13 protein-coding genes are annotated in these 13743 nt (G+C 32.3%); 2 read left to right on the top strand and 11 right to left on the bottom strand.

The window, feature by feature from the left end; translation table 11 throughout:
- Positions 1-15: 15 nt before the first annotated feature.
- Together ACXIHB_RS10220 and rnpA are read right to left on the bottom strand one after the other, a co-directional pair.
- Positions 16-1641 (bottom strand): S41 family peptidase, encoded by a 1626-nt coding sequence (locus tag ACXIHB_RS10220; RefSeq protein WP_462098190.1) that lies wholly within the window; start codon positions 1639-1641, stop codon positions 16-18.
- The gene (rnpA, locus tag ACXIHB_RS10215; protein WP_239178283.1) at positions 1631-2050 is read right to left on the bottom strand and encodes a ribonuclease P protein component; all 420 of its coding nucleotides are present in this window, start codon (positions 2048-2050) and stop codon (positions 1631-1633) included. Before rnpA ends, ACXIHB_RS10220 begins: the two co-directional genes overlap by 11 nt.
- Positions 2051-2161: 111 nt before the next feature.
- Here rnpA and ACXIHB_RS10210 point away from each other — a divergent pair, with 111 nt between their 5' ends.
- On the top strand, positions 2162-3340 hold the full coding sequence (locus ACXIHB_RS10210; protein ID WP_047788017.1) for an acyl-CoA dehydrogenase family protein: 1179 nt from the start codon (positions 2162-2164) through the stop codon (positions 3338-3340).
- An 84-nt stretch (positions 3341-3424) separates the two neighbouring features.
- Here ACXIHB_RS10210 and ACXIHB_RS10205 read toward each other — a convergent pair whose 3' ends face one another.
- The 7 genes from ACXIHB_RS10205 to ACXIHB_RS10175 form a co-directional block, all read right to left on the bottom strand.
- A complete protein-coding gene (locus tag ACXIHB_RS10205; protein ID WP_255724753.1) occupies positions 3425-3559 on the bottom strand; it encodes a hypothetical protein in 135 nt (44 codons plus the stop codon).
- A 100-nt stretch (positions 3560-3659) separates the two neighbouring features.
- Positions 3660-4214, bottom strand: coding sequence for a pyridoxamine 5'-phosphate oxidase family protein (locus ACXIHB_RS10200; protein ID WP_253055604.1), 555 nt, complete (start codon positions 4212-4214; stop codon positions 3660-3662).
- Between the two features lie 11 nt (positions 4215-4225).
- On the bottom strand, positions 4226-5710 hold the full coding sequence (glpK, locus tag ACXIHB_RS10195; protein WP_462098189.1) for a glycerol kinase GlpK: 1485 nt from the start codon (positions 5708-5710) through the stop codon (positions 4226-4228).
- Positions 5711-6421: 711 nt separating this feature from the next.
- Positions 6422-7099, bottom strand: a complete 678-nt coding sequence (locus ACXIHB_RS10190) for a response regulator (RefSeq protein ID WP_159488648.1) — start codon at positions 7097-7099, stop codon at positions 6422-6424.
- Entirely contained in the window at positions 7068-8927 is a 1860-nt protein-coding gene (locus tag ACXIHB_RS10185) for a tetratricopeptide repeat-containing sensor histidine kinase (protein WP_462098188.1), read from the bottom strand. The genes ACXIHB_RS10190 and ACXIHB_RS10185 overlap by 32 nt, the downstream gene beginning before the upstream one ends.
- Positions 8928-9011: 84 nt before the next feature.
- Positions 9012-9140, bottom strand: coding sequence for a hypothetical protein (locus tag ACXIHB_RS10180; protein WP_462098187.1), 129 nt, complete (start codon positions 9138-9140; stop codon positions 9012-9014).
- A 232-nt stretch (positions 9141-9372) separates the two neighbouring features.
- Positions 9373-9903 (bottom strand): RNA methyltransferase, encoded by a 531-nt coding sequence (locus tag ACXIHB_RS10175; protein ID WP_159488644.1) that lies wholly within the window; start codon positions 9901-9903, stop codon positions 9373-9375.
- 104 nt (positions 9904-10007) lie between these two features.
- Between ACXIHB_RS10175 and mutS the strand changes: the two genes are divergently transcribed.
- Positions 10008-12617 (top strand): DNA mismatch repair protein MutS, encoded by a 2610-nt coding sequence (gene mutS, locus ACXIHB_RS10170; RefSeq protein ID WP_159611140.1) that lies wholly within the window; start codon positions 10008-10010, stop codon positions 12615-12617.
- A gap of 8 nt (positions 12618-12625) precedes the next feature.
- Here the strand turns inward: mutS and folE are convergent, their stop codons facing one another.
- Together folE and ACXIHB_RS10160 are read right to left on the bottom strand one after the other, a co-directional pair.
- Positions 12626-13285: a GTP cyclohydrolase I FolE gene (folE, locus tag ACXIHB_RS10165; protein WP_462098186.1), complete on the bottom strand. Its 660-nt coding sequence runs from the start codon at positions 13283-13285 to the stop codon at positions 12626-12628.
- A 12-nt stretch (positions 13286-13297) separates the two neighbouring features.
- Positions 13298-13699, bottom strand: a complete 402-nt coding sequence (locus tag ACXIHB_RS10160) for a MerC domain-containing protein (RefSeq protein WP_173359012.1) — start codon at positions 13697-13699, stop codon at positions 13298-13300.
- Positions 13700-13743 lie beyond the last annotated feature (44 nt).

Below are 13743 nucleotides of genomic sequence, written 5' to 3'. Positions count from 1 at the left end.
ATTATGTTAAAGAAGCTATTTTTTTAAAATACTGCTATATTTTTTAGGATTATTTAGCAAGTTAACAGCATTTTTTATAGTTATATCATTTTTAAATAAATGCTTATACATTCCTTCTTTGTACGCATAACGCTCAATAATTTCATTTTCAATTTCTTTTGATAAAAGATCTTCATTTACCAAAACTTTAGCAACTTTAGCTGCTTTTAATTGTTGGATAATCGCGTTATATTCAGAAGTGATTTTTTTGTTGTTTTCTACTGATTCATATGCTTCTTGGAAAAGCTTTTCTTCTTTAGATACAAAAGCAGTGTCTTTACGAAGTAAATATTCTTTAAAGTTATTGAAATCAGAAGAAGAAAAAGTATAGTTTTCAGTAGATAAATTAGGATTTTGATATGTGAAATCTGTTACAAAATTGAATATTGCTCTTGATTTTAGTAAATCATCTGTTTCTTCTGTTTTTTTAGAAAACTCACTTGTTATATCTGGAGTTACCCCTCCACCATCATATACTTTTCGTCCGTTTTGAGTTGTGAACTCATTAAGAGTAGTATCAGAAAACTTAGGAACTTTACCTGTTTTAGAATCTCTGTTGGCATAATCTAATTCTTGAATACAACGTCCGCTTGGGGTGTAATATTTAGAAATTGTTATTTTCATTTGTGTTCCGTAACTCAAATCAAAGTAACGTTGCACCAGTCCTTTTCCAAAAGAACGCTCCCCCATAATTACAGCTCGGTCATAGTCTTGCAAAGCACCTGAAACAATTTCTGAAGCAGAAGCCGATCGACCATTAATTAAAACTACAATAGGAATTTCAGCATCTAAAGGAGCTTTATTTGTTTTATAGGTTCTACTGTTTTTTTGAGTTTTTCCACGAGTATCTACAACTTTCAAGCCTTTAGGAATAAATAAATTGGTAATGTTTACTGCATCAAATAAAGAGCCACCAGGATTGTACCTTAAGTCAAAAACCAATTTTTTCATCCCTCTTTTTTTAAGATCACTAAACGCGTTGACAACGCTTTCGGTAGCTTTTTGACTGATAAATCGTGTTAAAACAATATACCCAGTTTCGTTATCAATCATATCGTAAAAAGGGACAGGGTCTAAAATAACTTTGTCAAGTTTAACTGACACACTTTTTGTTTGACCGTTTCTTTCTACCTTTAAAGAAAGCTCTTTTCCTGGTACACCTTTTAGCATTTGTGAAAATTGACTTCTTTCCAAAGCAGCTAATTCTTGCCCATTTACATTAGTAATAATATCACCTGCTTTTAAGCCAGCTTTATCGGCCGAAAAACCTTTGTAAATTTCAGAAACCACAATTCCTCTTTTGGTGTAAAATGTAGAAATACCAATACCTCCATATTCACCTTCACGACGAATACGTGCATCTTCAACATCTTGTTCGTTATAAAAATTAGTGTATGGATCTAAATTTTTAAGGGTGTTTTTTATCGCCTTGTCAGTTAAATCACCAGGGTTGATTTCATCAATATAATTAATGTTCAACTCTTTAAAAAGGTTGTTGTAGATTTCTATTTGTTTAGCAATCTCAAAAAAACGAGATTGAAAAGAAAGGAAAAGGGAGATGACTATAAGGGAACCAAAAAAAAGGAATTTTCTATTTTTCATCTTGAGTAACTTCTGTAATAAACTGTGTTAATAATTTCTTCATTTTATGCTCAATATCGGCATATTTCCATTCATCTCTTGCAAGATAAGAAATCATAAACACATACGGTTTATCTACAGTCTCATAAATAGTATGCTTTTCTTTACGGTAAGTTTCACGAAGTAATCGTTTAATACGATTTCTATCCACCGCTTTTTTAAAATTACGTTTAGGTACAGAAACTCCAACTTGTGCAGGAAACTTAGAGGTATGTTCGGTTTGTACATATACCATTCTTAGTGGAAAAACTTTTATCACTTTTCCCTCTTCATATAGTCTTCCTATGAGCTTTTTGCTTTTTAAGCGCTCCTCTTTTCCTAAAGTAAATCTCATTAGTACAAACATACGCAAACCTGCACGAATAACCATTTTTTTAAGTATTTTTGAAACAATTCTTTTAAGAAATCACATAAAATCAAACCGCGATTAATTTTACACTTCTCTTATACAATTAGTAAAAATTAATTTTAAAACATATTTATGAAGTCTGATTTATTTCAAGCGCCAGATTATTATCAAGTAGACGATTTATTAACCGATGAACATAAACTTATTCGTGATACAGCTCGTGAATGGGTTAAGAAAAACTTGTCTCCAATTATAGAAGAATATGCACAACGTGCTGAGTTTCCAAAGGAATTAATTAACGGATTGGCAGAAGTGGGAGCTTTTGGATCTTATATTCCTGAAGAGTACGGAGGTGCTGGGTTAGACCAAATTTCTTACGGGTTAATTATGCAAGAGCTAGAAAGAGGTGATAGTGGAATTCGATCTACTGCTTCAGTACAGTCTTCTCTTGTTATGGGGCCTATTTATAACTACGGAACGGAAGCTCAACGACAAAAATATTTACCAAAATTAGCTTCTGGTGAATGGATGGGGAGTTTTGGGTTAACAGAACCTAATCATGGTAGTAACCCTGGAGGAATGGAGACTAAGTTTAAAGACATGGGAGACCATTACTTGTTAAATGGAGCAAAGATGTGGATTTCAAATGCACCAATTTGTGATGTAGCAGTTGTATGGGCAAAAAATGAAGAAGGTCGTATTCATGGTTTGATAGTAGAACGTGGTATGGAAGGTTTTTCTACACCAGAAACTCACAACAAGTGGTCGTTAAGAGCATCCATTACTGGGGAGTTAATTTTTGATAATGTAAAAGTTCCAAAAGAAAACTTATTACCTAATAAATCTGGGTTAGGAGCACCATTGTTGTGTCTTGATTCTGCACGTTATGGTATTGCTTGGGGTGCTATTGGTGCTGCGATGGATTGTTATGATACAGCGTTACGTTATGCGAAAGAACGTACACAATTTGGAAAACCAATAGGACAGTTTCAGTTACAACAAAAAAAGCTAGCGGAAATGATTACCGAAATTACCAAAGCACAGTTGTTAACATGGCGATTGGGAGTATTAAAAAATGAGGGTCGTGCAACATCTGCTCAAATATCTATGGCGAAACGAAACAATGTGGACATGGCATTAAAAATAGCACGTGAAGCAAGACAAGTGTTAGGTGCAATGGGTATTTCTGGAGAATACTCAATTATGAGACATGCAATGAATTTAGAAAGTGTAATAACCTACGAAGGAACGCACGATGTACATTTATTAATCACAGGATTGGATATCACAGGATTAAACGCATTCAAATAAAAAGAAGAAGAAGCACTCAAACGTTAAACCACTAACACATTATTAAAGAGTGCTTCTTCAATCAACTATTAAAACTAAATTTACCTACTCTTTCTTCTTGCCACCATTAACAAGAATTAAAAGAGCGGTTATTAAACCTATACAAACCAAACCGAAAATAACCATCATAATGGTTCCGTTTGTCCAAGATACCATTGGGATGTTCATTAATTGTACCATTTCTTCTTATACTTTACTGTCTCAAAAGTACAAGCATAGTTTAAGTAAAAACATGATTTTTATCAGGATTTTGAAAAAAGAAGATATTTTTTTAAATAATTTAAGAAGATGTTTCTTCTTTTAATAAAGAATCAAAGCCATCGATACTAGTTTGGTTTCTGTCATTCCAATATTGTTTAATTCCTTCTTCACCTTTTTCAATAGCCCAATCATTTAATTGATTTCGTTCTCCTTGGTATTCATAAAAAGGAATAGACATTCCACAAGAGGTTTGTACACTTTCAACAGAAACAATAAATATTTGACGAGTACCTGGAAGATTAGGAAATAACTTGACATAATTTTCCCATTTATCATGAATTGGAAGAATTTCTTCTGCTCTTCCGTATAGTCTTAGTATGTTTGGAGCTCCTTCAAAAGCACAAAACATAATTGTTATTCGGTTATCAGCTAACAAATGTGCAGAGGTTTCATTACCGCTTCCTGTAACACTTAACCAAGCTACTGTATTTTCGTTAAGTATCCTAAAGGTATCCATTCCTTTAGGAGAAAGATTAATTCGTCCTTCTTTTGCTGCTGTAGCAACAAAAAAGAGCTTTTGTGCTTCAATAAACTGTTGAATTCTAGTTGTTATTTTATCGTAAAACTTTGCCATGATTTTTATTTTTAATCAATCCAATCTTTAGTACGTTCAACAGCTTTTTGCCAAGTACGGTATAATTTTTCTCTTTTTTGTTTAGAGAAAGAAGGAGTAAATGTTTTATCTATTTTTCTTTTGTTAACAATATCGTTTTGTTGCCAAAAACCAACACAGAATCCAGCCAAATAAGCAGCTCCCATTACGGTGGTCTCAATTTCTTCAGGACGCTCTACAGCTACATTTAAGATATCTGCCTGAAATTGCATCAGTAAATTATTAGCACATGCTCCGCCATCTACTTTTAAAGAAGAGAGTTGAAGCATGCTATCTTTTTGCATAACATCTAAAATATCTTTGGTTTGATAAGCTAATGATTGTAATGTGGCTTTAATTAAGTGATTTTTTCCTGTATCACGAGTCAAACCAAAAACAGCACCTCTAGCGTACATATCCCAATACGGAGCGCCCAAGCCAGCAAAAGCAGGAACTACGTAAACAGGGTTTTCTTCGGTAACTTCTTCAGCAAAAAGTTCACTTTCCTCTGCATTATTGATAATTTGTAGTCCATCTCGTAACCATTGAATTGCTGAACCAGCAACAAAAACACTTCCTTCAAGAGCGTAATACACTTTGTTGTTAATTCCCCAAGCAATTGTAGAAATTAAACCGTTTTCAGAGTATTCTAAGTTTTCACCTGTGTTCATTAACATAAAACACCCTGTTCCGTAGGTGTTTTTTGCTTCTCCTTTTTTAAAACATGCTTGTCCAAATAAAGCAGATTGCTGATCTCCTGCTATTCCAGCAATTGGAATTTGAACTCCCTCTAATTCGTAGTTTCCAAAATGAAAAGATGAGGGTTTTACTTCAGGTAACATTGAAATTGGAATGTTTAGTTCTTTTACTAAAGTTTCATCCCAACACAAGTTTTTTATGTCGTATAGCATGGTACGTGAGGCATTACTATAGTCTGTTGCATGAACTTTTTTATTGGTTAAGTTCCATAAAAGCCAAGAATCAATAGTTCCAAATAACAAATTTCCTTTTTCAGCTTCTTTTTGAGCTCCCTTTACATGATTTAAGATCCAATGAATTTTAGTTGCAGAAAAATAACTGTCAATTACCAGTCCAGTAGTTTTACGCACATAGTTTTCGAGTCCAGTTTCTTTGAGTAACTCACAAGTATCAGCTGTTCTTTTATCTTGCCAAACAATAGCATTGTATATTGGTTTACCTGTGTTTTTATTCCAAACTACAGTTGTTTCACGCTGATTAGTAATACCTATTCCTGCTATTTGTGAAAGTGATATTTGAGCCTGCTCAATAGCTTGTTGTAAGGTTTTTAACTGAGTTTGTAAAATTTCATTAGCATCATGTTCTACCCAACCAGGTTGTGGAAATATTTGTTGAAACTCTTGTTGAGTTTTTGCTATAATCTTTTCCTCTTTATTAAGAATTACGGTACGACAACTAGTTGTTCCTTGGTCTAGAGCAATAATATATTTTTGAGTCATTTAGGCATAAAATGATTGAACGCCTAATTTACAATTTTAGTAATGGTAATAAAAAAAACCTTCTAGAATTTCAAGAAGGTTTACACGTTTAAGTTTGGTTAATTAACTTTTAGTGTCTTAGAGCATATCCAGCACCTTTACCGAATTCGGCTAGAACTGAAAGTAAAGTGTTAAAACCTCTGCTCATTTTACGTAATAGTAGTTTCCCCATTTTTAAAATGATTTAATTAATTCCCCTTTAATTAATTGTCATTAAATAATGAACATGTCAAATATATACTGATAATCAGGAGTATAAAAAGGGATTTCCGAAGTTAAAAGTGCAATTTTCCGAAATAGCATAAAAAAAACCTTCTAGAATTTCTAGAAGGTTCATTATTCCCCTTAAATGTCTTTTTCCAATTAATCTTGAAAAGAAGATGCCACAAATGTAAAGAGAGATTAAAGGTTAAAAAAGGGTATTTCCGCAAAAAAACGTGTGGTTTTCCGCAAGAGAAAAAATAAGTCAATTTTACAATAGCATATTTTAGGGCGAGATAGGTAGCATAAAAAAGCCTTTAAATATTTAAAGGCTTTTTTTACATTCTCTCTCTTTTCAAGATTCTTCCCAACAATGGTTTGAATTCCATTGCGAAATTACTGTTTAGTTGTAATTTGTAAAATGGGATAACCGCAAAAATAAATGTGTATTTCCGCAAAAAGAGGTTAAGCTTAATCTATAATTCCTAATTCTTTTGCTTTTAATACCAGGTCTGTATTATTATTGGCTTGTAAGTCTGTTCTTAGTTTAGATAGTTTGCTTTCTATGGATCTGACTTTTATTAATGATCCATCGTCCTTTTTAATTAAGCCTTCTAAGTTAGAAATTTTAGCATGTTTAGGTAGCTCTTTTAAAATTTGGATGGCAATATCATCCATTTGTATTTCAACTAAAGCCCTTTTTAAGAGTTTTTGGTGAATTTCGTGCGTATAGTATATTTCACCTTTTAACATTTTTTGAATAGCAAAGGTTAGTTCATCTGTGCTACACTTTCCCTTTAAAATATAGGCAGAAGGGTTTAAATTATGTATAACATTAAAAATTCTATTTGTTTCAGAGTGTCCTGTAATTACACCTACTTTAATAGGAATTGCTTCTTTAAGTATAGATTTTATAAAAGCTTCTCCTCCATCTAAAATAACATTTTTGTTTTGGTTGTCAAAACTCAAGTCGGTAAAAACGATATGAAATGGATTTTCGCTTAAACTTGATTTTATTTTAGAAAAAGCTTCATCGCATGAATTAGCTGTTTCAATTTCTAAGTTATCTATATCTTTTAGATATGAAAGAATTCCTTCCAAAATCAATTGATGATCATCAACTAAAAGTATTTTTGTTTGTCCAGCCATTTAAGGGTATTTGAATACTGGTTTGGGTTCCTTTACCTACTTCACTATTAATAGTTAATTTACCATTTAACTCTTCAATGCGTTCTTGTAGGTTTTGTAAACCAATTCCTTTTTTATTAACGGTGGTATTAAAGCCAATACCATTATCAATAATACCCAAATGTACGTATTTTTTACGTACAGAAAAATTGATAGTTATTTTACTCGCTTTTGCGTGTTTTTTACAGTTCTGTATACTTTCGCGAATACTTAAGTAAAGTAAACGCTTAATAGAATTATTAATTGTCGTCCAATCGTAGTTTTGCAATCCATTCACTTTTATTTTAAAATCAGGTTCAAAATAATCACTCACTAAATTGATAATTTGATTTTTAAAGGAAACTTTATCAAAACTAACACTACTTAGTTGATGTGATAAATTACGCACATTTTCTTTTACTGCATCTAATTTTTGAGCTTCCTCTAATAAGTTAGATTTCTCTAATTTACGATGTAGTAAACGTAAATCACCAGCAACCTCATCATGTAAAGATTTAGCTATTTGTTTACGTTCATGTTCTCTTGCCTGAATTCTTTCTAACTGGGCTTGATAGAGTAGTTTTCTTTTTCTGTTAAAATAAAACAGTACTCCTACTCCAAATAACAATAAACTAAGAACGAACAATAACCAACCTATAGTTTTTTGTTGTTTGTGTTGAAGTATTTCTGCCTGTTTTTTCTCGTTTTCAGTTTTTAAAACAGAGTTTTCTTTTTCTTTTTTATCCGTTTCATATCTAATTTTAGCAAATTGATTTTTTAACCTGCGTTCATTTTGGAATAGACTATCATTTAAGGTAATATACTCTTCTAAATATTGTTTTGATTGTTCTCCGCTAGTTAAATCTGAAAGGTTTTTTAAAGCTTCTAACCATTTTTTATTGTTGTGGGTTTGTTCGGCATATTTTAAAGCTTCGCTAGAATGGTGTTGAGCTTTTTTTAGTTGATTTAAATCTTTGTAATAGTTAGAAATGTTAATATGCAACATGCTCAAATTACTTAAATCATTTAGTTTTTCTCTTATTGATAAGACTTCTTCGTATTGTCTAAGTACATTTTCCTTTTTACCTAAAGAGTAATTACTGAACGCTAAATTTTCTAATAATAAAGCGTATTGAACAGGAAACTTTTCTTTGATACTATCTTGAGATAAACCTTTGTTAAAATAAGTAATTGCTTTTTTATGTTGGTTTTGGTTTTGGTAAAAAAAGCCCAGATTATTAATAATGTATAAATAACCACCATTATTTTTATTTTCTTTATTATGGATTAGAGCTTTATTATAGTTTGATAAAGCCTCACTTTGTTGTTTTAATTCTTCAGAAACAATTCCTAAATTATTATAAACAATTTCTAAATATATGTTTGAGTTAATGGGTTCTAAATATTGTAAGGCTTCAACTAAACTTACTTCACTACCTAAAAAATCTTTTGCCTCTTTTTGCAAAATAGCTAAACTTAATAAACGCCTTCCAACTGCTAAAGAATCATGTATCTTTTTAGAGATGTCTTTTGAAAGGTGATAATAGTAAAAAGCACTGTCATTAGTATAAGCAAGTTTACTTTGCAGAGCTTTAAAATGAAAATACTTAGCCAACAAAATAGAGTCGTTCGTTTTTTGATATAATGAGTCAACTTGTTTTGTAACTGTTTTTAACAAAAGAAGTTTATTGTCAAAATAAGCCTGTCTTCCTGTTTCTATTAGTGTATCTCTTTTAGAAAGATATTCTTTACTTTCTTGGGGAAAAATAAAAGAAGAGTAGAGTAGGATAATACAGAGTAAGCTTTTCATAGTTATAAATAAAACCATTACTTTTCAAAAGTAATGGTTTTTAAGTTAAGTATAATATTTGTTAAATTAAGAAAAGAGCTAAACTTAATCTCCTCCTTGACTTCCTGTTCCTCCTCCACCAGTTCCTCCTGTATCACTACCTCCTTCAGTAATTTCAGTATCTCCACCAGGGCATAAATTCATTGCTGTTTCTTTTAAGTACTTGTTTTCCATATTAAATAGGGTTTTTAATTACAAAATAACTCTTGGGGGATGGGGTAATCAAGTGCCTAATATAGTAGGTTTTTAGGATAAATTCAAAAATTTAACACTCTACTTTAAAAGAATGATATTGTCATTACGAATCTTTCGACTGTCGCTAAAGACAGGTTAAAGTGAAGTAATCTTTGAATTATGAACTCTAATTAAGTAAATTACTTAGTTATTATTGTTGCTAATAATGACATTACTTTTTCATTTTGGTAAACAAATCCCATAACACCACACCACAACTTACCGAAATATTTAACGAGTGTTTGGTTCCTAATTGCGGAATTTCAATACAAACATCAGAAGCAGAAACAACCTTTTGTTGTACACCTTTTACTTCATTTCCAAACACTACTGCGTATTTTTGGTCAATTTCAGGAGTAAAAGTATCTAACATTGTACTATTTTCTGCTTGTTCTATAGATAAGACCTTTACGTTTTCTGCTTGTAATTTTTCAACCAAGTCTATAGTATTTTCAACATATTCCCAATCTACAGATTCAGTGGCACCTAAAGCAGTTTTATGAATTTCTTTGTTAGGGGGCGTAGCAGTGATACCACACAAGTAAATTTTTTCAATCAAAAAAGCATCCGAAGTTCTAAAAACAGAACCTACGTTATTCAAACTACGAATATTATCCAATACTACAATGATGGGAGTTTTGTTAGTTTGCTTAAACTCTTCAACTGTTTTCCTGCCTAGTTCGCTGTTTTTTAATTTTCTCATAAAGTGGTTTTCAGGTTCAAAAGTTTAAAGTTGTGGATAACTTGAAACAAAAGAAACTCTAAACTTTTCTATCTTCGCAAAACTAACCCAAAAAATCTAGAAACTTGGCAAAAACAAAGGCAAAAAAGGTAACTCCATTAATGCAGCAGTATAACGGAATCAAGGCAAAATATCCGGATGCGATGTTATTATTTAGAGTAGGCGATTTTTATGAAACCTTTGGAGAAGATGCTGTAAAAGCGTCAGAAGTTTTAGGTATTATTTTAACCAAAAGAGGAAGTGGCAGCGAAAGTGAAACAGCATTGGCAGGGTTTCCGCACCATTCTTTAAATACGTATTTGCCTAAATTAGTAAAATCTGGATTGCGTGTTGCTATTTGTGATCAGTTAGAAGATCCAAAAATGACTAAGAAGATTGTGAAACGGGGAGTGACGGAATTGGTAACTCCTGGAGTTGCGTTGAACGATGAGGTATTACAATCGAAGTCGAATAACTTTTTAGCAGCAGTTCATTTTGGGAAAAAGCTATTAGGGGTTTCGTTTTTAGATGTGTCTACTGGAGAATTCCTCATAGCACAAGGAAATGAAGAATACATAGATAAGCTTTTACAAAACTTTACACCAAGTGAAGTTTTGGTAGAAAAGAAGTATAAGCAGCGATTTTTAGAAGCTTTTACCAATCGTTTTCATGCTTTTTATTTGGATGATTGGGTGTTTCAAAAAGAATATGGTGATGAATTACTTCGAAATCATTTTAAGGTAAAAACGTTAAAAGGATTTGGAGTTGAAGAGTTAGAATATGGAATTGTGGCAGGTGGTGCGGCCATGTACTATTTATCGGAAACACAACACAACAAAATAGAACACATACAATCTATTAGCAGAATTGCGGAAGATAATTATGTGTGGATGGATCGCTTTACCGTAAAAAACTTAGAGTTATACGGTGGGAATTCGGTGAACTCGGTTTCGTTACTAGATGTAATTGATAAAACGATTTCTCCAATGGGAGGGCGTTTGTTAAAACGTTGGTTAGCCCTTCCGTTAAAAGATTTAGACCAAATTCAGCAGCGACACGAATTAGTAAAGTTTTTAATTGATAACGATACTTTTTCTGAAACTGTAACCTACCAATTAAAACAAATTTCTGATATCGAACGATTGATATCGAAAGTTGCTACGGGTAAAGTATCTCCAAGAGAGGTCATCTTGTTGAAAAATTCGTTAAAAGCGATTCTTCCGATAAAAGAATCCGCAGAAAGCAGCGAAAACGCTGCCGTTAGGTTATTAGGAGAAAAAATTAATACTTGTGATGAATTAATTGATAAAATTACCGAGACTGTTTTAGAAGAAGCCCCTGTAAATATAAATAAAGGAAATGCGATTGCAAACGGAGTTTCAGAAGAGTTAGATGAATTACGTAACATTTCAAACTCTGGAAAAGAGTATTTAGATACGATGCTAGCTCGTGAAACGGAACGTACAGGGATTCCGAGTTTAAAAATTGCGTTTAATAATGTTTTTGGATACTATATTGAAGTTAGAAATACGCATAAAGATAAAGTTCCTGAAGAGTGGATTCGTAAGCAAACTTTAGTGAATGCAGAGCGTTACATTACTGAAGAATTAAAAGAATACGAAGCAAAAATTTTAGGAGCAGAAGAGAAAATTCAGCAATTAGAAACGGAGATTTTTGCCAAGTTAGTACAGTACATTATAGGCTTTGTACAACCAGTACAGCAAAATGCACAAAATGTAGCTAAGATTGATGTGTTGCAATCTTTCGCAACCTTAGCTACCGAGAATAATTATGTGCGCCCTTTAATGGACGATAGTACCGATATTGAAATCAAAAATGGTCGCCACCCGGTTATTGAAAAACAATTACCAATAGGCGAAGAATACATAGCGAACGATGTGGTGCTGAACCGTAATCAGCAACAAATTATCATGATCACAGGTCCTAACATGTCGGGTAAATCAGCAATTTTACGTCAAACAGCATTGATTGTATTATTGGCACAAATGGGAAGTTACGTTCCTGCTCAAAATGCTCGAATAGGTATGGTGGATAAGATTTTTACAAGAGTAGGTGCGAGTGATAATATTTCGATGGGAGAGTCGACATTCATGGTTGAAATGAATGAAACCGCATCGATCTTAAATAACATTTCTGATCGTAGTTTGGTGTTGTTAGATGAAATTGGAAGAGGAACATCTACCTATGACGGAATTTCTATTGCTTGGGCAATTTCGGAATACTTACACGAACACCCATCGAAAGCAAAAACACTATTTGCAACGCATTATCACGAGTTAAACGAAATGACTTCCACGTTTGAACGTATTAAGAACTTTAATGTATCGGTAAAAGAGCTAGATAATAGTATTATTTTCTTACGTAAGTTAGTAGCTGGAGGAAGTAATCATAGTTTTGGAATTCACGTGGCGAAATTAGCAGGAATGCCAAGTATGGTAATTCATAGAGCAAACAAAATTCTAAAAGAGTTAGAAAACTCACATTCACACAAGGAGGTAAAAGAAACCCTGAAAGAAGCACAGCATGAAGATATGCAAATGAGCTTTTTTCAGTTAGATGATCCGTTGTTAGAAGATATTCGAGAAGAAATTTTAACTACAAACATCGATACACTAACACCTATTGAAGCTTTAATGAAGCTGAATGAAATAAAACGAATGTTAACGAAGAAGTAATAGGTTAATTATTCTCTATTTTCAAACTCACAAATTTTAAAAAACTCATTACGAAAAGCTAAATCATTAAAACTTCCTCCGTACTCAATAGTTGTTGTGTAACTATTCTTGTCTTTAATTCCGCGAGAAGAAACACATAGGTGCTTTGCATTCATCAGTACAATTACATCTTCCGTTTCCAAAGTTTCTTGTAAATCTGTTAAGATTTGTAAACATAATCGCTCTTGTACCTGTGGTCTGTGTGAATAATAATCTACTAAACGATTAATTTTCGAAAGCCCGATAACCCTATTTTTTGGAATATAACCAATATGTGCATAGCCACTAATAGGAAGAAAATGGTGTTCACATGAAGAATCGATAGTAATGTTTTGTTCCACTAACATTTTACTATAACCGTATTTATTATCAAAAGTAGAAGCTTTGGGTTTATTAGCTGGGTTCAATCCATAAAACAACTCTTTAACATACATTTTAGCAAAACGATAAGGTGTCCCAGACAAACTATCATCTGTCAAATCCAAACCGAGCTCCTCCATTATTTTTGCAAAATGACCTTGAATATTTACAATCTTTTCTTCGTCTGATTTATCAAAAGCGTTTGGTGTTAAAGGTGTTTTAATATTTGTTAAAATGTGATTATCACCTATGTAATCATGCTTGTTCATTACTTAAACTATTTAATTATTAGCGCAACAAGTGTTGTTTGCACATTGACAATACTTTCTATTATATATATGTAGAAACACTAAACCTAATGATGGTACATAAATACTTTCTTCAGGTAATTTCATGGCTTGTGTATATTCGTTTAAAATGATTATAAACAAAATCAAAAACGTAATCCAAAGAGCATACTGCATCCATTTTTTTGAAGTAGTTTGAACGGATTTTTGAATAGCAAAAAATGAAATGACTAGAAATAAAACGTCTATACTTTTCCACCAAAAAGGAACTGCTTCATGACTACAACAAGTAGCATGAGATTGTATAACAAACAGAAAAGGTGTAAATACGCAATGTACCAAACATAGACCGCTCGACAAAGCTCCTAATGTATCTGATTTTTGTTTGAGTACCATTGATTTTCTTAATTTAGTATTTTGAAAAGCAAAAGTACGTTATT

The sequence above is a fragment of the Tenacibaculum sp. IMCC1 genome (genome assembly GCF_054906355.1).
The sequence above is the reverse complement of the archived record's forward strand: the minus strand, read 5'-3'. Positions and strand labels throughout refer to the sequence as shown.

Coding starts and splice junctions, on each gene's coding strand:
- ACXIHB_RS10210 (WP_047788017.1), top strand. CDS start 2,162: ATGAAGTCTGATTTATTTCAAGCGCCAGATTATTATCAAGTAGACGAT.
- rnpA (WP_239178283.1), bottom strand. CDS start 2,050: ATGGTTATTCGTGCAGGTTTGCGTATGTTTGTACTAATGAGATTTACT.
- ACXIHB_RS10175 (WP_159488644.1), bottom strand. CDS start 9,903: ATGAGAAAATTAAAAAACAGCGAACTAGGCAGGAAAACAGTTGAAGAG.
- ACXIHB_RS10220 (WP_462098190.1), bottom strand. CDS start 1,641: ATGAAAAATAGAAAATTCCTTTTTTTTGGTTCCCTTATAGTCATCTCC.
- ACXIHB_RS10205 (WP_255724753.1), bottom strand. CDS start 3,559: ATGGTACAATTAATGAACATCCCAATGGTATCTTGGACAAACGGAACC.
- ACXIHB_RS10160 (WP_173359012.1), bottom strand. CDS start 13,699: ATGGTACTCAAACAAAAATCAGATACATTAGGAGCTTTGTCGAGCGGT.
- ACXIHB_RS10180 (WP_462098187.1), bottom strand. CDS start 9,140: ATGGAAAACAAGTACTTAAAAGAAACAGCAATGAATTTATGCCCTGGT.
- glpK (WP_462098189.1), bottom strand. CDS start 5,710: ATGACTCAAAAATATATTATTGCTCTAGACCAAGGAACAACTAGTTGT.
- folE (WP_462098186.1), bottom strand. CDS start 13,285: ATGAACAAGCATGATTACATAGGTGATAATCACATTTTAACAAATATT.
- ACXIHB_RS10200 (WP_253055604.1), bottom strand. CDS start 4,214: ATGGCAAAGTTTTACGATAAAATAACAACTAGAATTCAACAGTTTATT.
- ACXIHB_RS10185 (WP_462098188.1), bottom strand. CDS start 8,927: ATGAAAAGCTTACTCTGTATTATCCTACTCTACTCTTCTTTTATTTTT.
- ACXIHB_RS10190 (WP_159488648.1), bottom strand. CDS start 7,099: ATGGCTGGACAAACAAAAATACTTTTAGTTGATGATCATCAATTGATT.